This is a genomic window from Marinobacter sp., assembly GCF_044799475.1.
Classification (GTDB): Bacteria; Pseudomonadota; Gammaproteobacteria; order Pseudomonadales; family Oleiphilaceae; genus Marinobacter.
The window spans coordinates 1,817,684-1,842,902 of sequence record NZ_CP085217.1; the positions used below are offsets into that span (position 1 = coordinate 1,817,684).

Sequence of the window (25,219 nt, forward strand, 5' to 3'; positions counted from 1 at the left end):
GCAAGGGGGAGTGAGTGTCTGACAAGACAGTGAAGATGGCATCCAGCAGGCCGTATCTGGTGCGTGCTTTCAACGAGTGGATACTGGATAACGACTGCACGCCCTATATTGTGGTAGACGCGGGGGTGCAGGGAGTGCAAGTGCCTTCCGAACACGTTGCCAATGGCCAGATCGTGCTGAATATAAGCCCGGGTGCGGTCAAGGCTCTGGTAATAGGCAACGGTGCCCTGGAATTCAGTGCCCGCTTTGGCGGTGTGCCAATGCAGGTTTTTATTCCTCTTCAGGCCGTGATGGCCATTTATGCCCGTGAGAATGGTGAAGGGATGGTGTTTGGCAGCGAGCCTGGCTCTCCGGATCCGGATGGTCAGCCCGAGGCGGATACGTCGACAGGGCAGCGGCCGTCGGGGAAACCCAGTCTGAAAGTGGTTAAATAGAGCAGTTTTCGCGCCTGGTGTTTGTCGTCAGGCGCGTTTGGCTCTCTTCCGGCGCGGTCTTCTGTTATCCGCCAAAAAGCTTGCGATCAATGAGTTCACAGAGCGCATTGATGATTACCATCATCAGCGGGGCCGCCTGGCCCGGCGCAAGATTGTCCAGGGCGACTTCGTGATCGTCCGGATTCAGCAGAGATGTGATATCGGTTTTCTCCTTTGCGCTCAGCACCACGACTTTCATCTCCCGATCATGGGCAGCCTGTATTGCCTGAATAAGATTTGCCTTGTGTCCGTCGTCCACGATGACCAGCAGCAGGTCATTGGCTTTGCCGATGGCGCGGACCTGCCGTGAAAAGGTTTCGTTAAAGCGGTTATCCCGGCAGATGGCAGAGTAGGTTGTGGCGTCAGCCCCAAGGTTAATCGCGGGCAACGCCGGCCTGTCGTGCTCGTAGCGGTTCAGAAGGGCAGTACAGAAATACTGGGCAAGGACATTGGCGCTGCCGTTGGCACAGGCGATGATCTTGCCGTCCATGAGCAGTGAGGCCACCAAGGCATCGGCTGCAAGGCTGATGTCGGTTACAGCCATGCTGGCCGCCCCGGCGGTGTGCTCCATGTGCGTTGCGAACAACTGGTTCACGAGGTTTTCACTATCATTCATGGCGATGCCTGAATTGCGTTTTTGATCCACTGGATCCGATATTGTTTGATGGTTCCCGGCGCCATGGCCACCACATCGATCCGGCTTGAAACATTCCAGAGCCCGTTCCGGTGCAGGTAAAACGAGGCGGCCCGCACCAGTCTCTGCTGTTTCCGGTAGGTAATGGACTCCGCACTACCGGTGAAACTGGATCTGCCCCGGTAGCGCACCTCAAAGAACACCAGGACGTCGCCATCCATTCCCACCAGGTCGATTTCCCCGCCCCGGCTATATACGTTGTGCTCAAGTATGCGGACGCCTCTGCGCTGAAGATAGCGTGCCGCTACTCCTTCCGCCCGAAATCCGGATGCCTTGCTGCCTTCCCTGGCAATCATCTGTGGGCCTCATCCTTTTGTCATCAGAGAAGTGGGTCGTTCTGCCGGTCGCTCTCGCTTTCATCCTGCTCACCGGTGCTCTGTCCGGGCAAAAGCACCGGTTTGCCCTGTTCGAAGACCGCCCAGAGCTGCTCCCGCCTGATCGTGCCATTTTCTGTCATTGTCAGGCGCCCGGTCAGACCCTGAATGGCGCTGTTTTCGACCTGCTCAAGCAGGGGCAGGCGAGCACTGAGGCGGTAGGCGTCTGCTCCCATGGCAAACAACCGGCCGAGTTGACCGCTCATATTGGGAAACGCACTGGTGGCGGCCTCCCGAAAAGGGTTGTCCGGGTTGAGAACCCAGGGGATATCGGTGAACCGGACCTGGTTCAGATCCCTGTCCCTGGAGGGATCGGCGCGACCCTCGTATACCAGTGAGGGCGCGTACACTGGCAGGTCTCCGCCGAAATAAAATGCGAAAAGAGGGTTGAATTGTCGCGCAATGGTGGGCTGAGCCACCATGATGATTGCATCCACGTCCTGCCGGCGCCGGGGTTCGAACTCGATGTTCAGGCCAATAGTGCGCTCGACAGCGATCGCCCTTTCCCGGCTGGTGTTAATTCCCAGCAGATCAGCAGTCACCTCGCGGAAGTTGTCGGAACGGAAGAAGCGCCTGACATCGAGCGCGATACCTCCCTGTTGATCCAGGGTTTCAACAAGTGCCTGTTCCACCCGGCTGCCCCAGTCGCCTTCGGGAACCAGTACCAGTACCTGGCTATGGCCCTCGCTCTGTAGCCGCGATGCAATCTGACGGGCTTCATCTTCAGCTGACAGTCCGAATTGATACAGCCGGGCCGGGGGCGGGGACTGGCTGGAATAGTTGAGCGCGAGCAAAGGCACAGGCATGGAATTGCGGTTCATTACGGTAGCCAGAGCTTCTTTTTCCAGAGGGCCGACGATAAGATCCGGGCTTTCCTTTCCCAGTTCCTCATAGAGATCAGCAAACCTGCGATCGGTGGTGTCGGTGACTGTGATCTGGATTTCGTAATCACTGGCGCTCTCGTCCGCGTAAAACGCTGCCATGAAACCGTCCCTGATGGCGGCTCCTGCGCCTGCCAGTGGACCGGTCAGAGGAAGTGCCAGATAGATCTTTTCGGGCCGTTCCTGGGAAAGCCGGGTCAACATTGCCAGCTCGTCGGGCAACTGGCTTGCCGCCGGGTGCCCTGGCCAGTTGAACTGCCACTCCCGCACAGCTTTGCCGCGGGTCTCCAGGTTCATCTCCGGTCCACGCAGCATCAGCGCGAGTTCCAGCCAGCCCTGGGTATCGTAACCAATAGCCTTTTCACTATATTCTCGGATCTCCTCGGACGGCGTGCGCTTGAGTAGCTGCCATATCTGATCATTCCTGCTCTGGGCGTCCGCTACGAGCCCGGGACTGGTGTCCAGGAGGGTAAGAGCTGCCTGCAGGGGCTGCCCGGCAAGCCTGAAGATTTCCACCTGAAGCCGGGCTGCCTGGGCGACCAGATCTTCCCGGTATTGCCGGAAATGGGTCACATTCAGTGAGTCAGCCAGCTCTTCTGCCCAATCCCGGTCTTCCAGGGCAGCGGCGCCAGCCATGGAAAGCAGCATGTACTGCAACCTGAGCGGCTCCAGCGGCGGATCAAGCCGTTCGCTCCGCAACAACTGGCGCGCGTCGGCGTGGCTGTTCTGGTTCTGCAGCCTGTCGGCGGCGTCCAGAAGGAAGCGCTGCGCTTCTGCCCTGTCCCGTATGTCGCTGGCCATGGAGATAATCCGGTCCGGCGATTCAAGGTCTTCCTGATTCAGAGACACCGGCGCGCAGCCGGCGAGCAGCACCACAAGGGCCAGCATGGCGACTGAGTGCCGCGTGTAACGCCGGCAGGAACAATGGCCGGAGCGAATGCGATTGCGAGGTTGGTCTGTCATATCTGGGTCACACAGCTCCCGGGAGTTACGCTTGTGGCGCCGGTCAAACGCCGGCATCATGCTTCAGTGCGGAGTTTAACAGCTCGCGGCCCATTTCTCATGACCTTGCTGTCATCCAGTCTGATAAAAGAAGGTATTTTGTGACCCCCGAACCCATGCGTGCAGCTCCGACGGAGGGAGTGCTCTATATAGTCGCGACGCCGATTGGCAACCTCGATGACCTGTCCCCCCGTGCCGTCAGCACCCTGGCCCGTGCAGACATTGTTGCCGCCGAAGACACGCGGCATAGCGGTCGCCTGTTGCAGCATCTGGGCTTGCAGAAAAAAATGGTCGCGATTCACGATCATAACGAGCGTGACCGAAGCGCCGGCCTGATTGACCAGTTGGCGGCAGGTGCCCAGATTGCGCTGATCTCGGATGCAGGCACGCCGCTGATTTCAGACCCGGGCTATGTCCTGGTCCGGGAGGCCCGGCAACGCGGGATCAGGGTTTCCCCGGTACCGGGACCCTGTGCGTTTGTCGCGGCCCTGAGTGCTGCCGGCCTGCCCACCGATCGTTTTCTGTTTGAGGGCTTCCTGCCCGCCAGGCGGGGTCCCCGGAGGGCCGCTCTGGATGTCCTGAAGCGGGAAACCGCCACTCTGATTTTTTACGAGTCCCCCCACCGGATTCTGGAAACCATGGCAGCCATAGCAGAAGTAATGGGGCCGGAGCGGCCGGTAGTTCTCGCGCGGGAGCTGACGAAGACCTTTGAAACCTTTTATTCGGGCCAGGCGGTCAGGGTCTGTGAGCAGCTCGCAGAGGATGCCTATGGGGCCAAAGGCGAGTTTGTGGTGATGGTGGAGGGCGCGAGCGCCCGGGCGGAAGCTCATGAGGGCCTGGATGTAGACCGGTTTCTGGTACTTCTGATGGAAGAGCTGCCGGTAAAGAAAGTGGCGAAGATTGGCGCCGAGCTGACAGGGCTTTCCCGCAACGAACTATACCAGCGCGCGCTGGGTCTCAAGGGGGAGGGCTGACAAACGGTGCAGGTTTTGCTTGCGTGGAACCCGGGGCGCCGGTATCGTCTCGCCTGAGTTCGCCAGACAGTCGCCGCCAGTTCGCTGGGGGAGGAAAGTCCGGGCTCCATAGGGCAAGGTGCCAGGTAATGCCTGGGCGGCGTGAGCCGACGGAAAGTGCAGCAGAAAGGTAGACCGCCTAAGCGCCTTCGGGCGCCGGTAAGGGTGAAACGGTGCGGTAAGAGCGCACCGCGTGACTGGTAACAGTTCACGGCGATGGTAAACCCCACCTGGAGCAAGACCAAATAGGAGTCCGATGGCGTGGCCCGCGCTGGACTCGGGTAGGTTGCTTGAAGCCTGTGGTGACGCAGGCTCTAGATGAATGACTGTCCACGACAGAACCCGGCTTATCGGCGAACTCGCCATCTTCTGTCCTGCCCCGGCTCCGATCGGGAGCGGGGTTTTTGTGATCCCGGCAACAGATGTGTCGGGAGTTCATATACCAAAATAATCTTAAACCTCACTTGTCATCTTCAATGTTTCCCCCAGGTACATGATTTACCTGTTTTTCTTCCCTGAAATACTCCTGATGCATCAAGTCATGCATCGTAACTCGTTGTCATCAAAGAAACTTTTCCATGCGCGGCACCCATAACGCCGCTTGCATTGTGTTCTGCGTGTTCCTATAGTGTGCAGGTGTGGGAAAAAGTGGGTTCTGGTGGTTTTTGGTGGGTTGTTCGGGAGTGAAGTGGGAAATCAGGTGTTGTTCTCGCTCTCCGCCCTCCATCAGGAATCAGGATCCCTTTCCGGTTAGACACCTCAGGACCAGCGCGGATGAGTAACTTTCTTGGCAGTCATGCCATCAACATGGATGCAAAGGGTCGTTTGGCGATCCCTGCACGGGTGCGCGAGGATCTCGCCCAGGCCTGTGGCGGACGCATTGTGTTGACAGCGAATGCCGATGAGGAGCGCTGCCTGCTGCTTTACCCGGAATCCCAATGGGAAACCATCCGTCCCCAGATTGAAGCACTGCCGAACATGAACCGGATGGCCCGACGGCTGCAGCGGCTGCTGCTCGGCCACGCGACGCCCCTGGAGCTTGACTCTGCCGGCCGGATCCTGGTGCCGCCGACCCTCCGCAGTTATGCCCGGCTGGACAAGAAGCTTATGCTGATCGGACAGGGTAAAAAGCTGGAGCTGTGGAGTGAAGAGCGCTGGTTTGCATGGCTTGATGAGCCCGCAGATGACGAGAACATGCCCTCCGAGATGGAGGCACTGTCACTATGAAGCCTGCCACTCCCGATCAGGAAAGCGTCCAGGAGCATCGCTCGGTTCTGCTGGATTCCGCTGTTGATTACCTGGTTGGTCGTACGGACGGCCGTTATGTGGATGGGACCTTTGGCCGTGGTGGCCACAGCCGGCTGATTCTTTCCCGGCTTTCCGAAAACGGCGAGCTTCTGGGGATCGACAAGGATCCGGTCGCAGTGGCTGTGGGCCAGGAACTTACAGGCCAGGACAGCCGTTTCCACATGGCTCACGGATCCTTCGCGCACCTGGATCAGGAGCTGGACGCCAGAGGCTGGCCTCAGGCGGATGGAATTCTGCTGGATCTGGGGGTGTCGTCTCCGCAGCTGGATGACGCCAGCCGCGGTTTCAGTTTCATGCGGGAAGGCCCGCTGGACATGCGCATGAATCCCCAGCAGCCGCCAAGCGCCGCCACATGGCTCAATACGGCGGACGAAAAACAGATAGCGGATGTTATCTGGCAGTACGGTGAAGAGCGTTTTTCGCGCCGAATTGCCCGTTCCGTTGTGTCCCGGCGTCAGGAGGCGCCGCTGGAGACAACCCGGCAGCTCGCCGAACTGGTGTCTGCAGCTGTTCCGAAGAAGGAAAAGCACAAACATCCTGCCACCCGGACCTTTCAGGCAATCCGGATTTTCATCAATCGCGAGCTGGAGGATCTGGAAATCGGGCTCCGGGTCGGTGTAGACCGTCTGGCGCCGGGAGGTCGACTGGTCGTGATCAGTTTTCATTCCCTCGAGGACCGGATCGTAAAGCGTTTCATGAGAGATCTTGCCCGGGGGCCACAGCTGCCCCGTGGATTGCCGGTTACAGCCCGGGAGACAGAAACCCCGTACCGTCTTGTCACCAAGGCTCTGAAAGCTGAAACAGGTGAAGTGAGTGATAACGTTCGGGCCCGGAGTGCAGTGATGCGGGTGCTGGAAAGGCGCCTGGACGTTTCCGCGAAAGGAGACCGCGAATGAGCGCAGTAACAGTTGAACGGCCGCCAAGAGAAGCGGTCCTGAGCAGGCAGAAGGTCAGACAGGGTCTCTCCAGAACGGTCAGTCTGTCCCAGCGGATTTTTCAGGCGCTCTGCCGGCGGGATGTGGCCATATCGCTGGGACTGGTTGCGGTGCTGATCGCATCGGCCATCGGCGTGGTAATCAGTGCTCACGAGAATCGACAGCTTTTCAACACCCTGTCGGAACTTCACATGCAGCGGGACAACTACCAGCGGGAATGGAGTCAGCTTCTGCTGGAGCAGAGCGCACTCAGCGCCTACGGCCGCATCGAGCGCAGGGCGACAGAGGACATGGACATGATAGTGCCGGGGCGGGGAAGCATAGTCCTTGTCCCTGCGCCTCTTGCAGTCGCAGCCGGCAGATAACAAGAACCTCAATGAACACTGCTTTCGGGCAGCAGAATGGGTGGCGACCTTGCCAGAACAGAAGCAGACCAGAAACAGTTTTCAGCGCTTGAAGGCCGGGCTTAAAGCATGGCGCTTCGCATCTGTGCTGGCTGTTTTTATGGCTGTTGTGGCTGCCCTGGGCTGGCGCCTGGTCGATCTGCACGTGGTCGATCAGGCATTTCTCCGTGAGCAGGGCGATGTGCGCACCATTCGCGTTGAAACAATCGACGCCCATCGTGGCATGATCACGGACCGCTATGGCGAGCCGCTGGCGGTGAGCACACCTGTACATACGCTTTGGGCAAACCCAGGGGAAATGAGCGTTGATGACCCCCGCCTCGCCAACCTGGCCCGACTGCTGGGAATGAAAGAGGCTGCGCTCCGGAACCGGGTGCGGGCCAACGAAGGCCGCGGGTTCATGTATGTGAAGCGCAAGATCCCGCCTTCCCTGGCGGAAGCTGCGGTGGCTCTTGAGATCCCCGGCCTGTACAAGCGCCGGGAATATCGTCGTTATTATCCCGCCGGCGAAGTCACGGCCCATGTCGTTGGCTTCACCAATATCGATGAGCGTGGTCAGGAAGGTATCGAGCTGTCTTTCAATGACTGGCTCAGTGGCCGCGTGGGTAGCAAGCGTGTGCTGAAGGACAATCGGGGACGGGTAATAAAGGATCTTTCCCTTATCCGGGACGCCGATCCCGGCCGGAGTATGTCTCTGAGTATCGACCTTCGTCTGCAGTATCTGGCTTACCGGGAACTGAAAGCTGTGGTTCAGGCTCACGACGCCCGCGGTGGAACCCTGGTCATGCTGGATGTCGATACCGGTGAAGTGCTGGCGATGGTGAACCAGGACTCATACAACCCCAATGACCGCAGTCGGATCAGTTCGGAGGGGCTTCGTAATAAGGCCATAACCGACCTTTTCGAGCCAGGCTCGACCATGAAGCCCGTGACCATAGCCGCAGCCCTTGAAAGCGGCCGCTACCGGCCGGATACCCAGATAGATACAGCGCCGGGCTTCCGGCGCTTTGGCCGTTTCACGATTCGTGATTCCCACAATTACAACGTCCTCGACCTTACAGGCATTGTAGTCAAATCGAGCAATGTGGGTATCAGCCGTATTGCGTCGGATCTCGGCGGGGATGCGATCAGAAACCTCTATTACCGGCTTGGCATGGGTCAGGCCACCGGCATCGGATTTCCCGGTGAAGCCGTTGGTGTCCTGCCCAGCCCGCCCCGCTGGCGGCCAGTGGAGGAGGTCACTCTGTCTTATGGTTATGGCATGAGTGTCAGTGCGCTGCAACTGGCGCAGGCCTATATGGTGCTGGCCAACGGAGGTATTCGTTATCCGCTCAGCCTGGTTCGTCTTGAGTCACCAGCAGTGGGAGAGCGCGTGCTCTCCGAAAAAGTCACAGCTGATGTCCGCCAGATGCTTCGAGTGGCCGTGGAAGAAGGCACCGGAAAACGTGCCCAGCTGAGCTTTTATTCGGCTGGAGGCAAGACTGGCACGGTGCATCTGGTGGGCCGGGACGGCTATGAAAAAAGCCAGTACAAGGCAATTTTTGCCGGCATGGCGCCGGTTGACGATCCGAGGATTGTAACAGTCGTCGCAGTGGATGCCCCCCAAGGGGGAGAATATTACGGTGGGGAAGTGGCAGCGCCGGTGTTTGCCCGGGTCATGGGCGATGCCCTGCGCCTGCTGGACGTGAAGCCCGAGCTGGATTCTGCAGACATGCGCACAGCTTTGGGCAGGCCAGTTTCCGCGGAGAGGGGATGAAATCATGAGCATCACATCTCTCAGTACTTTGTTGCAGGGTATTGTGACCGTTCCGTCTGTCTTTGACGTCACTATTCATGGTCTCACGACAGACAGCCGTGAGGTGCGCCAGGGGGACGCGTTCCTGGCCCTGTCTGGCCCGCAAACGCCTGCAGACTACCACGTCGGAAACGCCATCGAATCCGGAGCCACTGTTGTGCTTCTGGAGTCTGCGGAGGCCGGAGAGTGTGAGGAGAGGATGGGCGCGCTGGTAGTGCCCGTACCGGACCTCAAAGCCAGGCTTGGTGCCATTGCCGACCGGTTTCATGAACATCCTTCCCAGCGCCTCCGGGTCCTGGGAGTGACTGGGACCAACGGCAAGACGTCGGTGAGTCACTATATAACGCAACTGCTCAATGACACCGGGATGCCCTGCGGCCTGCTGGGCACGCTGGGTTACGGTATGCCCGGCAGGCTTGTGCCTGCTACTCATACTACTCCGGATGTGGTCCAGGTAAACCGGAACCTGGCCCGCATCCTCGGGCAGGGTGGCCGCACGGCCGTGATGGAGGTCTCCTCCCATGCTCTCGAGCAGGGCCGGATTGATGGCATCCACATGGTGGGCGCCATTTTCACCAATCTGACCCGGGATCATCTGGACTATCACGGCTCCATGGAAGCTTACGGCGCCGCCAAGGCAAAGCTGTTTACCCGGGAAGGGCTGCACTTTACCGTCATCAATTTTGACGATCCCTTCGGCCGGCAGCTTTACGAGCAGCTTGAAGGCAAATGTGATCGCGTCCGCTACAGCCTGCATGAGGCCCAGATCGAACTCTGGCTTACCAGCTTCGCGCCGGAAATGGAGGGCTTCACTGCCACCGTGGATGGTCAGTGGGGAAGTTTTACGGTCTGGGCGCCACTGCTGGGCGCCTTTAACGTGAGTAATCTGCTTGCCTCCATGGCCGCAGTTCTGAGCCTTGGTGTTCCGGCAGAAAGGGTGGTGCAGGCGGTTTCCCGGCTGGTGCCGCCGCCCGGACGACTCGAGTCCTACATGGGCGTCGAGGGCGTGCAGGTGGTCGTTGACTATGCTCATACGCCTGATGCCCTCAAGAATGCCCTGGCAGCGCTGCGGCCCCATACCAGGGGCGAGCTCATCTGCCTGTTCGGTTGCGGAGGTGACAGGGATGCCGGCAAGCGGCCGGAGATGGCCCGTGAAGCAGAAGCCGGTGCCGACCGGGTGATCGTGACCGACGACAATCCCCGCGGCGAAAATCCCGGCGCCATTGCAGAAGACATTATGAAAGGCTTTTCGGCCCCGGACCGCATCCAGGTGATTCATGATCGCGCCACCGCCATCCGCTCAGCCGTCGAACAGGCGAAGTCCGGAGACGTCATTCTGGTAGCAGGCAAGGGCCATGAGGCCTGGCAGGAAATGGCGGGCCAGCGGATGCCCTTCAGCGATGCCGAACAGGTCCGTGCGGCCCTGTCTCTCACTGGTGGTGTGGCATGATCCGGGCATTTTCGCTGGCGGAAGCGGCCAGCTGGCTGGGCGTGGAACCGGTTGACGGCGACCGCTCCTTCACTGGCATCTCCACCGACACGCGTTCCATTCAGCCGGGTGATCTTTTTGTCGCCATCCGCGGTGAAAACTTCGACGGACACAGATTCATTGGAGCTGCGGAGGCTGCCGGAGCGACAGGCGCAGTGGTGGAATTTTTCATAACCGGTGTTGCTATCCCCCAACTGGTGGTGCCTGACGCCATTCTGGCTCTGGCCCGGCTGGCCCGCGGCAACCGTCTGGAAAGCCGTGCATCCGTTGTCGCCGTTACCGGCAGCAGCGGGAAGACCACCGTCAAGGAGATGCTTGCCGGTGTGCTGGCCCAGGAAGGTGCAACCCTGGCCACCCAGGGCAATCTGAACAACCACATTGGTGCACCCCTGACTCTTTTCAGGCTTGCTCCGGAGCACAGATTTGCAGTGATCGAACTGGGGGCCAGCGCGATGGGGGAGATAGCTCACACGGTGTCCGCTGCCCTCCCGGATGTGGCCATTATTACCAATGCCGGAGAGGCCCATTTGGAAGGCTTTGGCAGTTATCAGAATATTGTTCGGGGCAAGGGTGAAATCATCGAAGGCGTTGTCGAAGGCGGTACCCAGGTACTGAATGCTGACGACCCCGCCTGCGAGCAGTGGCGCCGGCGGGCGTCCGGTTGCCGGGTAGTGACCGTAAGCCGGAAGCGGGAAGTGGCTGCCGACTATCACGCCAGCAGTAATACCAGTGAAAGCGGCGACCAGCGACTGACAGTCGATGGCCCGGATGGATGGAACTGTGAAGTCACCCTGGCGCTGGCGGGGGAGCACAACGTGACCAACGCCCTGCTGACTATCGCCGCAGTCCGGTCGCTCGGTATTTCGGATGACGCCATCCGGCAGGGCCTGGCAACAGTGCTGCCGGCGAAGGGCCGGCTGCAGCCAGTTGTGCTGGCTCCGGGCATTGAGGTCATTGATGACAGCTATAACGCCAATCCATCGTCAATGAAGGCTGCCCTTGGCGTTCTCGCCACCCGTCCTGGCCTGCGTATCGCGGTGCTGGGAGCCATGGCGGAGCTTGGAGCAGACAGCCTCCGGATGCACCGGGAAGTGGGGGAGAGAGCCAGAAGTCTGGGGATCGATCGGCTGCTGGCTGTTGGCCCCCGCTGCGAAGGATATCTGGAGGGCTTTGGTGAAGGCGCAGAGCGCTGTACGGATCAGGGAGAAGCTGTGTCCCGCCTCATTAAACAGCTTGATACACCGGTAACGGTGATGGTCAAGGGTTCTCGGAGTTCTGCCATGGACCGCGTGGTAGAGGAGTTAAAAGAGAGGGTGAAAAACCAATGCTACTCTGGCTGACAGGGATTCTGGCGGAATACTTCCCGGTGCTGACGGTGTTTCAGTATCTGACGCTGCGGGGGATTTTCGGGGTGCTGACCGCACTGCTGATCTCCCTCATCGTGGGGCCGGTGATGATCCGCAAACTGAGCCAGTATCAGATCGGTCAGTCGGTGCGGGATGACGGACCCCAGACCCATCTTAGCAAGGCGGGCACACCAACCATGGGGGGCGCCCTGATTCTGGTGGCCATTGGTGTCAGCACTTTGCTATGGGCAGATCTGAGCAATCGCTACGTATGGGTCACGCTGCTGGTCACCCTGTTCTTTGGCATTGTTGGCTGGGTGGACGACTACCGGAAAGTGGTTGAGCGCAACCCCCGGGGCCTGCCGGGGCGGTGGAAGTATTTCTGGCAGTCGGTCATTGGAGCGGTAGCTGCGGTTACCCTTTTCTACAGCGCGACGCTCCCCCAGGAAGTATCCCTTGTTGTGCCCTTCTTCAAGGATGTTTCCCTGGTCATGGGGCCGATTCTGTTCATTCTCCTGAGTTACTTCGTGATTGTCGGCAGCAGCAACGCGGTCAACCTGACCGATGGCCTGGACGGGCTGGCCATCATGCCTACGGTGATGGTTGCCGGTGCGCTGGGCATTTTCGCCTACGTCTCCGGCCATGCCCAGTTTGCCAGCTATCTGCTGATTCCCCACCTGCCCGGAACCGGTGAGCTGATTGTTTTCTGCGGCGCCCTGGTTGGCGCCGGGCTCGGTTTCCTGTGGTTCAACACCTATCCCGCCCAGGTGTTCATGGGGGATGTGGGCGCACTGGCCCTGGGTGCTGCGCTCGGAGTGGTTGCGGTGATCGTTCGGCAGGAAATCGTGCTGTTTATCATGGGCGGGGTGTTCGTCATGGAAACCGTCTCGGTGATCCTTCAGGTGGCCTCTTTCCGCCTCACCGGGCGCAGGATTTTCCGGATGGCGCCACTGCATCACCATTTTGAACTCAAGGGCTGGCCCGAGCCCCGGGTCATTGTCCGTTTCTGGGTTATTACTGTCGTGCTGGTCCTGATCGGGCTCGCCTCACTGAAACTTCGTTAGGCGTATGGAACTGGAATGAGCGTTATAGCTTCGGATCGTCGCACACTGGTGGTAGGGCTCGGCAAAACCGGGCTTTCCTGCGTGCGTTACCTTTGCAAAAAGGGACGGGACGTTGCTGTGGCTGACAACAGGGCAGCGCCTCCGGGCCTGGAAGAGCTGAAGCGGGACTGGCCGGAAGTCCCGGTGTATCTGGGGCCTTTTGATTCCGAGCTGTTCAGCGGTTTTAACGAGCTGATTGTAAGCCCCGGCCTGAGTGTTGAAGAGCCGGCAATCCGCCTGGCAGCTGAGCGAGGCGCGCACATATCCGGTGATATAGACCTGTTCAGTGCTGCCGCCCGGGCTCCGATCGTGGGCATCACAGGTTCCAACGGCAAGACAACCGTCACAACCCTGGTCGGCGAAATGGCAAAAGCTGCCGGTCGTCGTGTAGCGGTTGGTGGCAACATAGGCACGCCGGCGCTGGACCTGCTGGCGGAGGATGTGGACCTTTATGTGCTCGAACTTTCCAGTTTTCAGCTCGAAACCACGGCTGAACTTGGGGCCGAGGCGGCAACGGTGCTCAATGTCAGTGACGACCACATGGATCGTTATCCCTCGAAAATGGCCTATTTTCAGGCCAAACAGCGCATTTTCAACGGTTGCAGAACCGCTGTGGTCAACCTTGATGACCCCCTCAGCACACCCATGGCCAGGGACACTCTCAGATTCATCTGTTTTGGCATGAACAGGGTCAATCCCGAGACGTTCAGCACCCGTGAAGACGAAGGCGGCACCTGGATCACCTTTGGCTTCGATAACCTGTTGCGGGCAGAGTCCCTGAATGTCATGGGAATGCACAATGTAACCAATGTCATGGCGGCGCTGGCTCTGGGGCATGGGATCGGATTGCCCATGGCAACAATGCTCGAGGTCGCCCGGTCATTCCGCGGTCTCCCCCATCGCTGTGAGCATGTGCGTACCCTGGCAGGCGTGGACTACGTCAATGACTCCAAAGGCACCAATGTGGGCGCCACGGTTGCAGCCATCCGCAGCCTCGTGCCAAAGAAAGGCCGCATCGTTCTGATTGCCGGTGGTGAGGGCAAGGGTGCCGATTTCGGCCCACTGGTTGATCCGGTCAGTGCTCACTGTCGTCACGTGATTCTGATAGGTCGTGACGCGCCTCTGCTGGCCCGCTCCCTGGAAGGCTGCAGCGAGTTATCCACGGTCAGCAGTCTTGAAGCCGCAGTGATCCGCGCCGCCGAAGTCGCCGAGCCAGGTGACCGGGTCCTGCTTTCTCCTGCCTGCGCCAGTTTCGACATGTTTCGCGACTATGAAGATCGCGGTAGTCACTTTGTCCAGTATGTGGAGGCCCTGACATGAAATCAGTGCTGAAGCTGAATGGGCACTCGGGAGTTCCGGTGAGCCTGCTGCCGATCCTCCTGCTCAGCTCTGGCGCGCTGCTGGTAATGGGCGTGATCATGATTTCTTCCGCCTCCATGGACATGGCAGAAGAACTGACCGGAAACAGCTATCACTTCGTTGTGCGTCAGCTCATTTTCGCCGGCCTTGGCTGCGCCCTGGGTCTCGCTGCAGCCAACGTGCCCGTGGCCTGGTGGGAGCGCAGTGGCTGGCTGCTGCTGGGAGTGGGCCTGTTTGTCCTGGTGGTGGTGCTGACGCCGCTGGGAAGCACAGTGAATGGGTCCACCCGCTGGATATCTCTGGGACTTTTCAATGTACAGGTATCGGAAATCGCCAAGCTTTGTCTGATTGCGTATCTGGCGGGCTACGTGGTCAGGCGGCGCGAAGAGCTGGTCAGCACCTGGGCAGGTTTCATAAAGCCGGTATTTGTTCTTTCGCTCGCGTCCATATTGCTGGTCATCGAGCCGGACTTTGGCGCCACGGTCATCCTGATGACTGCGGCGCTCGGCATGATTTTCCTGAGCGGGGTTCCCCTGAGCCGATTCCTCCCGCTGATTGCCAGCTGCGTTTTTGTTGGCACCGCGCTGATCTTCACCCAGCCCTACCGGCTCAAGCGGGTGGTGAGCTATCTCGATCCCTGGAAGGACCAGTTTGATTCCGGATATCAGCTCACTCAGTCGCTCATTGCATTTGGCCGTGGCGACTGGGCAGGCGTTGGGCTGGGCAACTCCATACAGAAACTGTTTTATCTGCCAGAGGCGCACACCGACTTCATTTTCGCCATTATCGCCGAGGAATTTGGTCTGTTTGGCTCTCTGTTTGTTCTGGCGCTGTTCACCGTGCTGGTGCTCACCGGGTTTGCCATTGCCAGAAGAGCCGAACAGGCGGGCATGAGCTTTGGAGCCTGTTTTTCCTACGGTCTTACGCTGCTTATTGGTCTGCAGGCTTCCATAAACATGGCTGTAGCCACCGGGCTGCTGCCAACCAAGGGTCTCACTCTGCCCCTGATGAGCTATGGCGGCAGCAGTCTGCTGATGACCTGTATTTCAATTGGCATCCTGGCCCGGGTCGAGATGGAACGGCTCGACAGGAGCGAATCAGCCGAAGAGGCTCAGCCGGTTTTCCGGGGAGGTGCCGTCTATGACTAGCCGGCGTTTCCTGATCATGGCCGGCGGCACCGGCGGCCATGTCTTTCCGGCGCTTGCCACGGCAAGAATGCTGCAGGAAAAAGGGCATTCCGTGCACTGGCTTGGTTCTGCTGGCGGCATGGAAGCACGGCTGATCGGCGACACGGATATTCCAGTGTCGCTGATCGCAGTGTCGGGCCTTCGTGGCAAGGGGCGGCTGGCCCTGATGGCGGCCCCATTCCGGCTTGCCCGGGGGCTGTGGCAGGCCCTGGCGGTGCTCCGTAGCGTTCGGCCTGACTGTGTTATCGGAATGGGGGGCTTTGTTACCGGGCCGGGCGGTGTGGCCGCCAGGCTTACAGGCACGCCGCTTCTTGTTCATGAACAGAACGCCGTGGCAGGCATGACGAATCGCCTGCTGGCGCGTTTTGCCGACTCGGTACTGGAGGCCTTTCCTGACAGCTTTGGCCCCAATGTGGTGACCCGTTGCACCGGCAATCCGGTGCGGGCTGATGTCGCCGCGTTACCGGCTCCGGAAGAGCGGATGGCGGGTCGGGAAGGACCACTGCGGCTGCTGGTTATTGGCGGAAGTCTCGGAGCTCTCGCCATCAACCAGGTCCTGCCGGCTGCTCTGGCCGGCCTTGCGGAAGACGCCCGGCCGGAAGTGCGCCATCAGTGCGGCGAGCGCCACCTGGACAGCACACGGAAAGCCTATGATTCCGCAGGAGTCAGCGCACGCATCGAGCCGTTTATCAAAGACATGGCGCAAGCCTATGACTGGGCCGATCTGGTCATTTGTCGCGCCGGTGCGCTGACAATCGCGGAACTCTGTGCCGCAGGTCTGGGAGCTGTTCTTGTGCCATTTCCTCATGCGGTGGATGACCATCAGACCCGGAATGCGGAATACATGGTGAAAGCAAAGGCCGCGCTGCTGGTGCCGCAGTCCAGGCTAAAACCGGAGCTTGTGGCGGAAATTCTGAGCGATCTGGCGAACAGCCGGGATCAGGTACTGAAAATGGCGCAGTCAGCACGAACGCTGGCGCGCCCCGATGCGACGGAGAGAGTTGTGAATTACTGTCTGGAGGCTGCCAATGCCTGAATTAACAAATCCGCCGCTGGTATTCCAGGTGCCCGAGATGCGCCGGATCCGCCATATTCATTTTGTGGGTATTGGCGGTGCCGGCATGAGTGGCATCGCCGAAGTGCTCAGGAACCAGGGCTACGATGTGTCCGGTTCGGACCTGCGCAGCAGCCCCGTAACTGAGAGGCTGAGCCGGCTGGGTATCACGGTGCAGATCGGCCATGCGGGCCAGAACACAGCCCTGGCAGACGTGGTTGTTATCTCTTCCGCGGTCAGTGACGACAACCCGGAAGTCGCTGCCGCGCGGGAGCGACGCGTGCCAGTTGTGCCGAGGGCAGAGATGCTGGCTGAAATCATGCGATACCGGCATGGCATAGCCGTAGCGGGAACCCATGGCAAGACCACGACAACAAGCCTGATTGCCTCCATCCTCGCCGAGGCCGGACTGGACCCCACCTTTGTTATCGGCGGCAAGCTCAATAGTGCCGGAACCAACGCCCAGCTGGGAGGTTCGCGGTATCTCGTGGCCGAGGCGGACGAAAGTGACGCCTCCTTTCTGCATCTGACGCCGGTCATCTCAGTGGTGACCAATGTGGAAGCCGACCACATGGATACCTACGGTGGGGACGTGGGCAAGCTGAAGCAGACATTTGTGGATTTTCTGCACAATCTGCCTTTCTACGGCGTGGCGGTCATGTGTGTGGACGATGACTATGTACAGGAAATCATTCCCCGGATTTCCCGCGCCATCATCACCTACGGAATTGACAATCCCAAAGCCGATTATCGCGCCGAGAACATAGTTTCCGACTGCCTGCGGACACATTTCATCGTCAAGCGTCCAGGGGGCCGTCCGGATCTGGTCGTGGACCTTAAAATGCCCGGCCGCCACAACGTCCTGAACGCTCTGGCGGCCATTGCAGTGGCCACTGACGAGGGGGTTGCAGACTCGGCCATCTGCGCCGGTCTGGCGGGTTTTGCAGGGGTTGGCCGGCGTTTTCAGGTCTATGGCGATTATCAGACCCGCAAAGGCCGGATCACCCTGGTCGACGATTACGGTCACCATCCAACCGAGGTTGCAGCGGTCATCCGGGCAGCACGTGATGCCTGGCCCGAGCGACGTCTTGTCATGCTCTACCAACCCCACAGGTACAGCCGCACCCGGGATCTTTACGAGGATTTCGTGAAGGTTCTTTCCGACGTGGATGCCCTCCTGCTGATGGAGGTCTACAGCGCGGGCGAACCTGCAGTGCCAGGGGCAGATGGCCGCGCACTCTGTCGGAGCATCCGCCAGCGGGGCAGGCTGGAGCCGGTTTTTGTTGAAGACACCAGTGAAGTTGAGCGTCTGCTGGCCAATATTCTCCAGGACGGGGACCTTCTGATCACCCAGGGAGCCGGGGACATTGGTGGTGTGGCAGCCCGCCTGGCGGCTGCAGGAGTGATTCAAAGTGAGTGAGATGAACGCACAGGGGCATGAAGTGGGTGGATTTCAGGTGGACCGGGCCACCGGAGCAGCTCTGGGCCGCGTTGCTGTTTTCATGGGCGGCGAGTCCGCCGAGCGGGCGGTCTCCCTGAAGAGTGGTCAGGCCGTGCTCAATGCCCTGCTGGCAGCCGGCGTGGACGCCTTCGGCCTTGATGTCCGGGGCAGTCTGCTGAAGGTCGTGGACGAGCCACAATTTGACCGTGTTTTCATAGCATTGCACGGGCGCGGCGGCGAAGACGGAACGGTGCAGGCCATTCTCTCCGAGGCGGGAATACCGTTCACCGGAAGCGAAACCCTGGCCTCCGCCCTCGCCATGGACAAGCTGCGAAGCAAGTATGTATTCGCCGGCTGTGGGCTGCCGACCCCGAGATTTCGGGCCATGGCTTCGGTAGCCGACGCCGACGCCGTACTGGCAGACCTGCGGGTACCCCTGAGCGTAAAGCCGTCCCGGGAGGGCTCCAGCATTGGTATCCGGAAGGTTTCCAGCCGGCAGGAACTGGCTGATGCCTACACCGAAGCCAGCCATCACGATCCACTGGTGCTCGTCGAAGAGTGGATCGAAGGGCCCGAATTTACGGTAAGCGTGTTGCAGGGGCGGGCGCTTCCGGCGATCTGCCTCAGCACCGACCACACCTTCTATGACTACGACGCCAAGTATGTCAGCAACGACACCCGCTACCAGATTCCCTGCGGGCTCTCGCCAGAGATGGAGCTGCGGCTTCATGAACTGGCGGTGGAGTCAATGCGGGTTCTGGGCTGCAAAACCTGGGGGCGGGTGGATGTCATGCAGGATAGCGAGGGCGAGTTCTGGATACTGGAGGTCAATACGGTACCCGGCATGACCGACCACAGTCTGGTTCCCATGGCAGCAAGGGCGGCAGGAATCAGCTTTGAAGAGCTGGTGGTCCGGATACTGAGGGACACCCTGGAGGCCGCCCATGTTTGATCGCATGTTACTTCGTAGCCGGCAGATTCCATCGGATCCGCCTCCCCGCCGCCGCGGTGCCACTTCAACGGCACCGAAGCCGGATTACTTCGGTTTTCTTAAGTCGATGCTGCGGGGGGTACCCTGGTTCCAGGCGGGTCTGGGTCTGGCCGTGTTGGCTCTGGCTGCGATGGTGCCCTGGGGTACAGGGAAAGCGTTATCAGCGCTCGATCGGCAGATCGCCTCTGTGCAGATCCAGGGTCCGCTGATCGGAGAAGACCGGGAAGCGCTCTACCGCCGGGCAAGTCGGTGGGTGGGGCGAAGTTTTTTTGCAACTGACCTGGCTGACATCAAGAACGAACTTGAGCAGCGGCCCTGGATTGAGACTGCGGCTGTACGGCGGGTCTGGCCTGACGGCCTTGAAATCGAAGTGCGGGAGAAGAAGCCCCTGGCCTACTGGAATGATGATCAGCTGATCAGCCGGTCCGGCAGGCTTTTCAGCCCCAGTAACCGCGATATTGTGGGCTCTCTCCCGCGGCTGTCGGGGCCCGACGAACGGCTCGGTGAAGTGGTTGCAGTGGCCAGATCCATGGCCGAGGCGTTGACCAGACATGGCTCAGGCTTTGCCGGCCTGAGTCTGGAACCGAGGGGTGCCTGGACACTGGTGCTCGGTAACGGCATCCAGGTGGCTCTGGGTCGGGACCAGATCGAGGAACGTTTCGAGCGTTTCCTGGTGGTTTATGAAGGCCAGCTTGCCGCGCGGGCCGATGAGGTAACACGAATTGACGCCAGGTATACCAATGGTGTGGCGGTGAAATGGAAGCTGTCGGCTGCGACGTCTGGAAACAACACATAGATTCATTTGATGAACCCAGGATTTGGTGAAACACATGTCATCGGTTGAAACGGAAAACATGATTGTCGGCCTCGACATTGGGACGTCCAAGGTGGTTGCCATTGTGGGCAAGCGCAAAATGGACGGCACCATCGAGGTGGTGGGCATTGGCTCGCACCCGTCCCGGGGACTCAAGCGTGGCGTGGTCGTCAACATTGAAACCACCGTTCAGGCCATTCAGCGGGCGGTCGAGGAAGCGGAACTGATGGCGGGCTGCCGGATTCACTCGGTGTATGCAGGTATTGCAGGCAGCCACATCAAGAGCCTGAACTCCCACGGCATAGTGGCGATACGGGATCGCGAAGTAACCCAGGCCGACATTGACCGGGTTATTGATGCAGCCCAGGCGGTGGCCATCCCTGCCGACCAGAAAATACTCCATATCCTGCCCCAGGAATTTGTCATTGATAACCAGGAGGGAATCAAGGAGCCCATGGGCATGTCCGGTGTCCGGCTTGAAGCCAAGGTGCATCTGGTGACCTGTGCGGTGAATGCCGCCCAGAACATTGAAAAATGCGTGCGCCGGTGCGGGCTGGAGGTGGACGATATTATCCTGGAGCAACTGGCCTCCAGTTATGCCGTGCTCACCGAAGATGAGAAAGAGCTGGGAGTAGCCGTGGTGGATATCGGTGGAGGCACCACTGATATTGCCGTATTTACCGGTGGCGCCATCCGTCACACATCTGTGATCCCCATTGCGGGCGATCAGGTGACCAACGACATCGCCATGGCCCTGCGTACGCCGACCCAGAACGCGGAAGAGATCAAGATCAAGTATGCCTGTGCGTTGACCCAGCTGGCGGGCGCCGACGAAACCATCAAGGTCCCCAGTGTCGGGGAGCGGGCACCCCGGGATCTGTCACGGCAGGCCCTGGCTGAAGTCGTTGAGCCCCGATACGAAGAGCTGTTTACGCTCGTCCAGTCGGAGCTGCGGCGCTCGGGTTTTGAGGATCTCATTCCCGCGGGAATTGTGATTACAGGAGGCTCCTCCACGATGGAAGGCGTCGTGGACCTGGCTGAAGAAATATTTCACATGCCTGTCCGGCTTGCGTCACCGCAGGCGGTGGCGGGCATGACCGAAGTAGTCAACAACCCCATATACGCAACCGGCGTGGGGCTGCTGATCTACGGCTTCCGGCAGATGGATGCTGGGCGGGGGCCTGTGCTCAAAGGAGAAAATGCACCGTCTCTCTTCGAGCGCGTAAGGAGCTGGTTTGCCGGGCATTTCTGACGGCTAACCGGAGCAGAAAGATGTGGCAGTAGCTGGATCTCCAGCCCGAGCACGAAGGTATCTCGAAAAGAAATCGGCCCACAAAAAGGTCGACAACAGCACGAAGGAGTAGGGGAATGTTTGAACTAGTCGATAATGTCCAGCAGAACGCTGTGATCAAGGTAATTGGCGTAGGCGGCGGTGGCGGTAATGCTGTCCGTCACATGCTTAACAGCGACATCGAAGGTGTGGATTTCATCTGCGCCAACACCGATGCCCAGGCTCTGACCGGTATGGGGGCCAAACAGGTCATCCAGCTTGGCGGCAACATCACCAAGGGTCTTGGAGCCGGAGCAAACCCGGAAGTGGGCCGACAGTCGGCGATGGAAGACCGTGATCGCATTGCTGAAGCCCTGAAGGGTGCCGATATGGTATTCATCACCGCCGGAATGGGTGGCGGTACTGGCACAGGTGCTGCTCCCATCGTTGCCGAAGTGGCGCGGGAGATGGGAATTCTGACGGTGGCCGTGGTCACCAAACCGTTCCTGTTTGAAGGTGGCAAGCGGATGACCGTGGCTGAAACCGGCCTGAAGGAATTGCAGGAGAGCGTTGATTCCCTGATCACGATTCCCAATGAAAAATTGCTATCAGTGATGGGCAAAAAAACCAGTTTGCTGGATGCCTTCGCCGAAGCCAATAATGTGTTGCTGGGAGCGGTTCAGGGTATTGCTGACCTGATCACCCGCAACGGCATGATCAACGTCGACTTCGCTGATGTGAAGACAGTCATGTCAGAGATGGGCATGGCCATGATGGGGACCGCCCGTGCAACAGGCGAGAACCGCGCCCGTGAAGCAGCTGAAGCTGCAATACGTAGCCCCCTGCTGGAAGATATCAATCTGCAGGGCGCCAAGGGTATCCTGGTCAATATTACCGCCGGCATGGATCTCAACCTGGGCGAATTCTCCGAGGTAGGCGACATCGTGCGGGAGTTCGCATCTGATACGGCTACGGTGGTCGTGGGTACGGTTATCGACCCGGAGATGACGGATGAGCTCAAAGTGACAGTGGTAGCGACCGGTCTCGGTGGCAGCAACGAAAAACCAACCAAGGTGGTGGATAACTCCCGCACCCTGGATGGCACCACTGACTACAATCAGCTGGACCGTCCGGCGGTATTGCGCCGTCGTGCTGTGGCGCAGGGCAACCTGGCCGTCGATCAGCGACATGATCGTGAGGAAAAGGGGGTCGACTATCTCGATATTCCCGCATTCCTGCGTCGTCAGGCTGATTGATAACATGTTGCAATAAGGTTTTCTCGGTGCCTGATGGTCGCCAGTGGCGGCTCAGGTCGAGAACCAGGTCGCGGACTGAATAACGATCGGGCCCTGCCGGATTGGTTAAATGGTATTCAGTTCTGTTTCTTGATATTCTCCGGGCAGCATTTCCCTGGGCAATATCTTACTTTTGTGACGGATTAATGTACTGATGATCAGACAACGGACGCTTAAAAACACCATTCGCGCGACCGGCATTGGCTTGCACTCGGGAGAGAAAGTGTACCTCACCCTGAAGCCCGCTCCGATCGATACGGGGATCGTTTTCCGCCGGACCGATCTGGATCCGGTGGTTGAGATCAGGGCCTGTGCCGAGAATGTCGGCGAGACCATGCTCTCGACGACGCTGTTGAAAGGGAATGTCCGGGTTGCGACTGTCGAGCACCTTCTGTCCGCGATGGCGGGACTGGGTATAGACAACTGCTTTGTCGAACTCAGTGCAGCCGAAGTGCCCATCATGGATGGCAGTGCTGGCCCCTTTGTATTCCTGCTGCAGTCGGCCGGAATCGCAGAGCAGGACTCGGCCAAGCGTTTCATCCGGATCAAGCGGGAAGTGACCGTGGAAGAAGGCGACAAGAAAGCCACTTTCCTGCCCTTCGAGGGCTTCAAAGTGAGCTTCGGCATCGATTTTGATCATCCCGCTTTCAAGGGGCGGTCACAGACTGCCACTGTTGATTTTTCCAGCACCTCATTCGTGAAGGAAGTCAGCCGGGCCAGGACCTTCGGCTTCATGCGCGACATCGAAAAGCTGCGCGCGATGAATCTGGCTCTTGGTGGCAGCGTGGATAACGCCATCGTAGTGGATGACTACCGGATCCTGAATGAAGACGGTCTTCGCTACGAAGACGAATTCGTCAAACACAAGGTGCTGGACGCCATTGGCGACCTTTATCTGCTCGGCAACAGCCTCATTGGTGAGTTCCGTGGTGTTAAATCCGGCCACGACCTGAATAACAAGCTGCTTCGCAAGCTCAGGGCGGAAAAGGACGCATGGGAAGTCGTTACCTTCGACGACGAATCCACCGCGCCGATTTCCTATGTCAAGCCCGTGCTGGCGGCCCAGGGCTAGGGCAGGAGGCCCTGATCCCGGACATGGCTTGCGAGCTTTTCGAGAATCTCGCGTAACTGTTTGTCCTTCGTGTGCCCGGCTTCCTCTTTGAGGAGTCGGGCATTTTCGTTACTGAGGGCTGTCTTGCGGATCGCCGGGCGGTGCGTGAACCGTGGTGGTGCGACCTTCACCCGCAACCGCCAGACATACTGGAAAACCGGATCTTCCCGAAGCTTTTCCATGATTTCATGCTGGCGCATGCGCAGTTGGCTGGCCGTGGTGGAAGACTCTGCGTTGAGCGTCATGTCACCATCCCGCAGGCTGACGAAGCGCACCTGGCCCTTTAGGGAGGCGGGAATTGCAGCGAGCACCCGCTGCTCGGCTTCCAGGTGAGCTTGCGCCCCGGCCAGAAGTTTCTGCAGGTTGGGGCTTCTTGCCTCGCTTTCGGGTCGGAGCTCAAGTGCTGGTTTTTTCTTCATGGGCTCAGGATTTACTCGACGGCTGTGGTTACGATTGGTTACACTTTCGCACAACTAAATGGCGATGCCTGTATTACACTCTTTTACATTGAGTTGGAGTGTTAGTCCAGCACGCCTTGACAGCCGTTGCAGAGCTGCCGTGACCAGGTACCTGTCGCATTATCAGTGCCCGGAACGCCCGGTACGGATAATGACGAACACTCCATCAAGCACTGCCCATGATTGAGTTTCCGGGGGTCTCAGCCCCGCAATCTGGCGATGGAAGCCTGGCAGACCAGTCGGTTCACGAGAGACGCACGGCAACAGGACGACTTTGCGGCTCCGTATGACTTCAGAACATTCTATGAATATTATTCTTGTCGGTAAACGTCACGGCAAATCCCGCGTTCTGCCGGTGAACCTGGCCGTTGTCCTGCTGCTCACGGGTACCCTTTTCTTTATGGTAGCCGGGTCTGCCTGGATCGGTTTCAGCTTCGCTTCGTCCAGCGCAGCGCCTGGCTATTCTACGGTACTTGACGAACCCGTGGTGAAAGAATGGCAGGGGAGGCTGGAATCCCAGCGAAACGAAATTCGCCGACTCACTGAGCAGAGCCGTCAGCAGGTTGACGCTCTCACGCTTCGCATGGGTCAGATCCAGGGCCGGCTGTTACGGCTGGATGCCCTTGGTCAACGGTTTGTCGAGACCGGACTGGTGGGCAGTGAAGAGTTCAACTTTGATCAGCCAGCTGCAGTCGGGGGGCCGGAAGAAGGCCTGGCGGGGGATTCCTTCTCCGTGCCAGAACTTGCCACCATGATTGAGCAGCTGGAAACCCGGGTGGCGGACCGTGAGAAACAGCTGCGTCTGCTTGATAATCTGATGTCCCGCAAGAAACTTGAAGACGAGCGCTTTGTGGCCGGTCGGCCGATCACCTGGGGCTGGCTGTCATCCCGGTATGGGTATCGCTCCGACCCGTTTACCGGGCGCCGCACCTGGCATGACGGGGTCGACCTTGCGGGGAAGGACGGTAGTGACATCATTGCGGTGGCCGCAGGCGTGGTAACCTGGGCAGACGAGCGGTATGGTTATGGCAATCTCGTCGAGATCGATCATGGTGACGGCCTGGTCACACGCTATGGCCACGCCAAAACCATCAAGGTCAAGCTCGGTGATATTGTCCAGAAGGGCCAGGTGGTGGCGCTCATGGGCAGTACGGGCCGTTCCACGGGCCCGCACGTTCATTTTGAAGTTCTGCAAAACGGCAAAAGCCGGAACCCGGAAGACTACATCCAGCGGGCCAGCCGCTAAAACGTTTTGATTCCGGTATAGCGGCCCCTTTCAGGGGCCGCCTGACGTTGTGCCTTTTGTCCTCCCGTTAAATAGGGTTAGAATGCCGTCTTCACCGAGACGGGCTCAGGCCCCGGGCAGGTCATAAATGCCCGACTCCGACCCCTTTCGGCGCCGCGCGTTCGTTTCCAGGAATG

At 59.3% G+C, this 25,219-nt stretch carries 22 protein-coding genes, 1 other RNA gene and 1 pseudogene; 20 read left to right on the forward strand and 4 right to left on the reverse strand.

Annotation, left to right across the window (positions count from 1 at the left end; all coding sequences use genetic code 11):
• The first annotated feature begins 35 nt into the window (after positions 1-35).
• Entirely contained in the window at positions 36-434 is a 399-nt protein-coding gene (locus LG327_RS08510) for a ClpXP protease specificity-enhancing factor (protein ID WP_404369303.1), read from the forward strand.
• Between the two features lie 64 nt (positions 435-498).
• Here LG327_RS08510 and LG327_RS08515 read toward each other — a convergent pair whose 3' ends face one another.
• Genes LG327_RS08515 through LG327_RS08525 form a run of 3 tightly spaced genes read right to left on the reverse strand, consistent with a single transcriptional unit; the run spans position 499 to position 3,385 of the window.
• Entirely contained in the window at positions 499-1,089 is a 591-nt protein-coding gene (locus LG327_RS08515; RefSeq protein ID WP_404368451.1) for an SIS domain-containing protein, read from the reverse strand.
• The gene (locus tag LG327_RS08520; protein WP_404368454.1) at positions 1,086-1,463 is read right to left on the reverse strand and encodes a YraN family protein; all 378 of its coding nucleotides are present in this window, start codon (positions 1,461-1,463) and stop codon (positions 1,086-1,088) included. The genes LG327_RS08515 and LG327_RS08520 overlap by 4 nt, the downstream gene beginning before the upstream one ends.
• Before the next feature lie 23 nt (positions 1,464-1,486).
• Positions 1,487-3,385: a penicillin-binding protein activator gene (locus LG327_RS08525; RefSeq protein WP_404368457.1), complete on the reverse strand. Its 1,899-nt coding sequence runs from the start codon at positions 3,383-3,385 to the stop codon at positions 1,487-1,489.
• Between the two features lie 155 nt (positions 3,386-3,540).
• Between LG327_RS08525 and rsmI the strand changes: the two genes are divergently transcribed.
• The 18 genes and pseudogenes from rsmI to lpxC all read left to right on the forward strand — a co-directional run bounded on the left by rsmI (position 3,541) and on the right by lpxC (position 23,300).
• Complete coding sequence (gene rsmI, locus LG327_RS08530) at positions 3,541-4,398, forward strand: 16S rRNA (cytidine(1402)-2'-O)-methyltransferase (protein WP_404369306.1); 858 nt, start codon at positions 3,541-3,543, stop codon at positions 4,396-4,398.
• 54 nt (positions 4,399-4,452) lie between these two features.
• Positions 4,453-4,803: RNase P RNA component class A (rnpB, locus tag LG327_RS08535), an RNA gene on the forward strand.
• Positions 4,804-5,211: 408 nt separating this feature from the next.
• A complete protein-coding gene (mraZ, locus tag LG327_RS08540; protein WP_404368460.1) occupies positions 5,212-5,664 on the forward strand; it encodes a division/cell wall cluster transcriptional repressor MraZ in 453 nt (150 codons plus the stop codon).
• Positions 5,661-6,641 (forward strand): 16S rRNA (cytosine(1402)-N(4))-methyltransferase RsmH, encoded by a 981-nt coding sequence (gene rsmH / locus LG327_RS08545; protein ID WP_404368463.1) that lies wholly within the window; start codon positions 5,661-5,663, stop codon positions 6,639-6,641. The genes mraZ and rsmH overlap by 4 nt, the downstream gene beginning before the upstream one ends.
• Entirely contained in the window at positions 6,638-7,045 is a 408-nt protein-coding gene (gene ftsL / locus LG327_RS08550; RefSeq protein ID WP_404368466.1) for a cell division protein FtsL, read from the forward strand. The genes rsmH and ftsL overlap by 4 nt, the downstream gene beginning before the upstream one ends.
• A 49-nt stretch (positions 7,046-7,094) precedes the next feature.
• A complete protein-coding gene (locus tag LG327_RS08555) occupies positions 7,095-8,840 on the forward strand; it encodes a peptidoglycan D,D-transpeptidase FtsI family protein (RefSeq protein WP_404368469.1) in 1,746 nt (581 codons plus the stop codon).
• 4 nt (positions 8,841-8,844) lie between these two features.
• A complete protein-coding gene (locus tag LG327_RS08560; protein ID WP_404368472.1) occupies positions 8,845-10,329 on the forward strand; it encodes a UDP-N-acetylmuramoyl-L-alanyl-D-glutamate--2,6-diaminopimelate ligase in 1,485 nt (494 codons plus the stop codon).
• A complete protein-coding gene (gene murF / locus LG327_RS08565; protein WP_404368475.1) occupies positions 10,326-11,708 on the forward strand; it encodes a UDP-N-acetylmuramoyl-tripeptide--D-alanyl-D-alanine ligase in 1,383 nt (460 codons plus the stop codon). Before LG327_RS08560 ends, murF begins: the two co-directional genes overlap by 4 nt.
• On the forward strand, positions 11,693-12,778 hold the full coding sequence (gene mraY / locus LG327_RS08570; RefSeq protein ID WP_404368478.1) for a phospho-N-acetylmuramoyl-pentapeptide-transferase: 1,086 nt from the start codon (positions 11,693-11,695) through the stop codon (positions 12,776-12,778). Before murF ends, mraY begins: the two co-directional genes overlap by 16 nt.
• A 15-nt stretch (positions 12,779-12,793) precedes the next feature.
• The gene (gene murD / locus LG327_RS08575; protein ID WP_404368480.1) at positions 12,794-14,137 is read left to right on the forward strand and encodes a UDP-N-acetylmuramoyl-L-alanine--D-glutamate ligase; all 1,344 of its coding nucleotides are present in this window, start codon (positions 12,794-12,796) and stop codon (positions 14,135-14,137) included.
• A complete protein-coding gene (gene ftsW, locus LG327_RS08580; RefSeq protein WP_404368483.1) occupies positions 14,134-15,324 on the forward strand; it encodes a putative lipid II flippase FtsW in 1,191 nt (396 codons plus the stop codon). The genes murD and ftsW overlap by 4 nt, the downstream gene beginning before the upstream one ends.
• Positions 15,317-16,399 carry an undecaprenyldiphospho-muramoylpentapeptide beta-N-acetylglucosaminyltransferase gene (gene murG / locus LG327_RS08585; RefSeq protein WP_404368486.1) on the forward strand — a complete coding sequence of 361 codons (1,083 nt, stop codon included), beginning with the start codon at positions 15,317-15,319 and terminating at the stop codon, positions 16,397-16,399. The genes ftsW and murG overlap by 8 nt, the downstream gene beginning before the upstream one ends.
• A complete protein-coding gene (murC, locus tag LG327_RS08590; RefSeq protein ID WP_404368489.1) occupies positions 16,392-17,837 on the forward strand; it encodes a UDP-N-acetylmuramate--L-alanine ligase in 1,446 nt (481 codons plus the stop codon). Before murG ends, murC begins: the two co-directional genes overlap by 8 nt.
• Position 17,838: 1 nt before the next feature.
• Positions 17,839-18,810 (forward strand): D-alanine--D-alanine ligase, encoded by a 972-nt coding sequence (locus LG327_RS08595; RefSeq protein ID WP_404369309.1) that lies wholly within the window; start codon positions 17,839-17,841, stop codon positions 18,808-18,810.
• Entirely contained in the window at positions 18,803-19,645 is an 843-nt protein-coding gene (locus tag LG327_RS08600; protein WP_404368492.1) for a cell division protein FtsQ/DivIB, read from the forward strand. Before LG327_RS08595 ends, LG327_RS08600 begins: the two co-directional genes overlap by 8 nt.
• Before the next feature lie 34 nt (positions 19,646-19,679).
• Complete coding sequence (gene ftsA, locus LG327_RS08605) at positions 19,680-20,915, forward strand: cell division protein FtsA (protein WP_404368495.1); 1,236 nt, start codon at positions 19,680-19,682, stop codon at positions 20,913-20,915.
• A gap of 116 nt (positions 20,916-21,031) precedes the next feature.
• A pseudogene (ftsZ, locus tag LG327_RS08610) lies at positions 21,032-22,018 on the forward strand (cell division protein FtsZ); the annotation flags it as partial.
• 364 nt (positions 22,019-22,382) lie between these two features.
• Positions 22,383-23,300 carry a UDP-3-O-acyl-N-acetylglucosamine deacetylase gene (lpxC, locus tag LG327_RS08615; RefSeq protein WP_404368498.1) on the forward strand — a complete coding sequence of 306 codons (918 nt, stop codon included), beginning with the start codon at positions 22,383-22,385 and terminating at the stop codon, positions 23,298-23,300.
• On the opposite strand, the gene LG327_RS08620 is transcribed toward lpxC, so the two are convergent.
• A complete protein-coding gene (locus LG327_RS08620; RefSeq protein WP_404368501.1) occupies positions 23,297-23,758 on the reverse strand; it encodes a DciA family protein in 462 nt (153 codons plus the stop codon). The two genes, lpxC and LG327_RS08620, sit on opposite strands and share 4 nt — an antisense overlap.
• Before the next feature lie 343 nt (positions 23,759-24,101).
• Here LG327_RS08620 and LG327_RS08625 point away from each other — a divergent pair, with 343 nt between their 5' ends.
• Positions 24,102-25,043, forward strand: coding sequence for a M23 family metallopeptidase (locus tag LG327_RS08625; RefSeq protein ID WP_404368504.1), 942 nt, complete (start codon positions 24,102-24,104; stop codon positions 25,041-25,043).
• The last annotated feature ends 176 nt before the right edge of the window (positions 25,044-25,219 follow it).

Excerpts from the sequence above, each read along its gene's own strand:
- ftsW (WP_404368483.1), top strand. The coding sequence starts at position 14,134 with ATGAAATCAGTGCTGAAGCTGAATGGGCACTCGGGAGTTCCGGTGAGC.
- ftsL (WP_404368466.1), top strand. The coding sequence starts at position 6,638 with ATGAGCGCAGTAACAGTTGAACGGCCGCCAAGAGAAGCGGTCCTGAGC.
- LG327_RS08600 (WP_404368492.1), top strand. The coding sequence starts at position 18,803 with ATGTTTGATCGCATGTTACTTCGTAGCCGGCAGATTCCATCGGATCCG.
- murC (WP_404368489.1), top strand. The coding sequence starts at position 16,392 with ATGCCTGAATTAACAAATCCGCCGCTGGTATTCCAGGTGCCCGAGATG.
- LG327_RS08515 (WP_404368451.1), bottom strand. The coding sequence starts at position 1,089 with ATGAATGATAGTGAAAACCTCGTGAACCAGTTGTTCGCAACGCACATG.
- LG327_RS08520 (WP_404368454.1), bottom strand. The coding sequence starts at position 1,463 with ATGATTGCCAGGGAAGGCAGCAAGGCATCCGGATTTCGGGCGGAAGGA.
- LG327_RS08560 (WP_404368472.1), top strand. The coding sequence starts at position 8,845 with ATGAGCATCACATCTCTCAGTACTTTGTTGCAGGGTATTGTGACCGTT.
- murD (WP_404368480.1), top strand. The coding sequence starts at position 12,794 with ATGAGCGTTATAGCTTCGGATCGTCGCACACTGGTGGTAGGGCTCGGC.
- ftsA (WP_404368495.1), top strand. The coding sequence starts at position 19,680 with ATGTCATCGGTTGAAACGGAAAACATGATTGTCGGCCTCGACATTGGG.
- murF (WP_404368475.1), top strand. The coding sequence starts at position 10,326 with ATGATCCGGGCATTTTCGCTGGCGGAAGCGGCCAGCTGGCTGGGCGTG.
- mraY (WP_404368478.1), top strand. The coding sequence starts at position 11,693 with ATGCTACTCTGGCTGACAGGGATTCTGGCGGAATACTTCCCGGTGCTG.
- mraZ (WP_404368460.1), top strand. The coding sequence starts at position 5,212 with ATGAGTAACTTTCTTGGCAGTCATGCCATCAACATGGATGCAAAGGGT.
- LG327_RS08620 (WP_404368501.1), bottom strand. The coding sequence starts at position 23,758 with ATGAAGAAAAAACCAGCACTTGAGCTCCGACCCGAAAGCGAGGCAAGA.
- LG327_RS08510 (WP_404369303.1), top strand. The coding sequence starts at position 36 with ATGGCATCCAGCAGGCCGTATCTGGTGCGTGCTTTCAACGAGTGGATA.
- rsmI (WP_404369306.1), top strand. The coding sequence starts at position 3,541 with ATGCGTGCAGCTCCGACGGAGGGAGTGCTCTATATAGTCGCGACGCCG.
- LG327_RS08595 (WP_404369309.1), top strand. The coding sequence starts at position 17,839 with ATGAACGCACAGGGGCATGAAGTGGGTGGATTTCAGGTGGACCGGGCC.
- lpxC (WP_404368498.1), top strand. The coding sequence starts at position 22,383 with ATGATCAGACAACGGACGCTTAAAAACACCATTCGCGCGACCGGCATT.
- LG327_RS08525 (WP_404368457.1), bottom strand. The coding sequence starts at position 3,385 with ATGACAGACCAACCTCGCAATCGCATTCGCTCCGGCCATTGTTCCTGC.
- murG (WP_404368486.1), top strand. The coding sequence starts at position 15,317 with ATGACTAGCCGGCGTTTCCTGATCATGGCCGGCGGCACCGGCGGCCAT.
- LG327_RS08625 (WP_404368504.1), top strand. The coding sequence starts at position 24,102 with ATGAATATTATTCTTGTCGGTAAACGTCACGGCAAATCCCGCGTTCTG.
- rsmH (WP_404368463.1), top strand. The coding sequence starts at position 5,661 with ATGAAGCCTGCCACTCCCGATCAGGAAAGCGTCCAGGAGCATCGCTCG.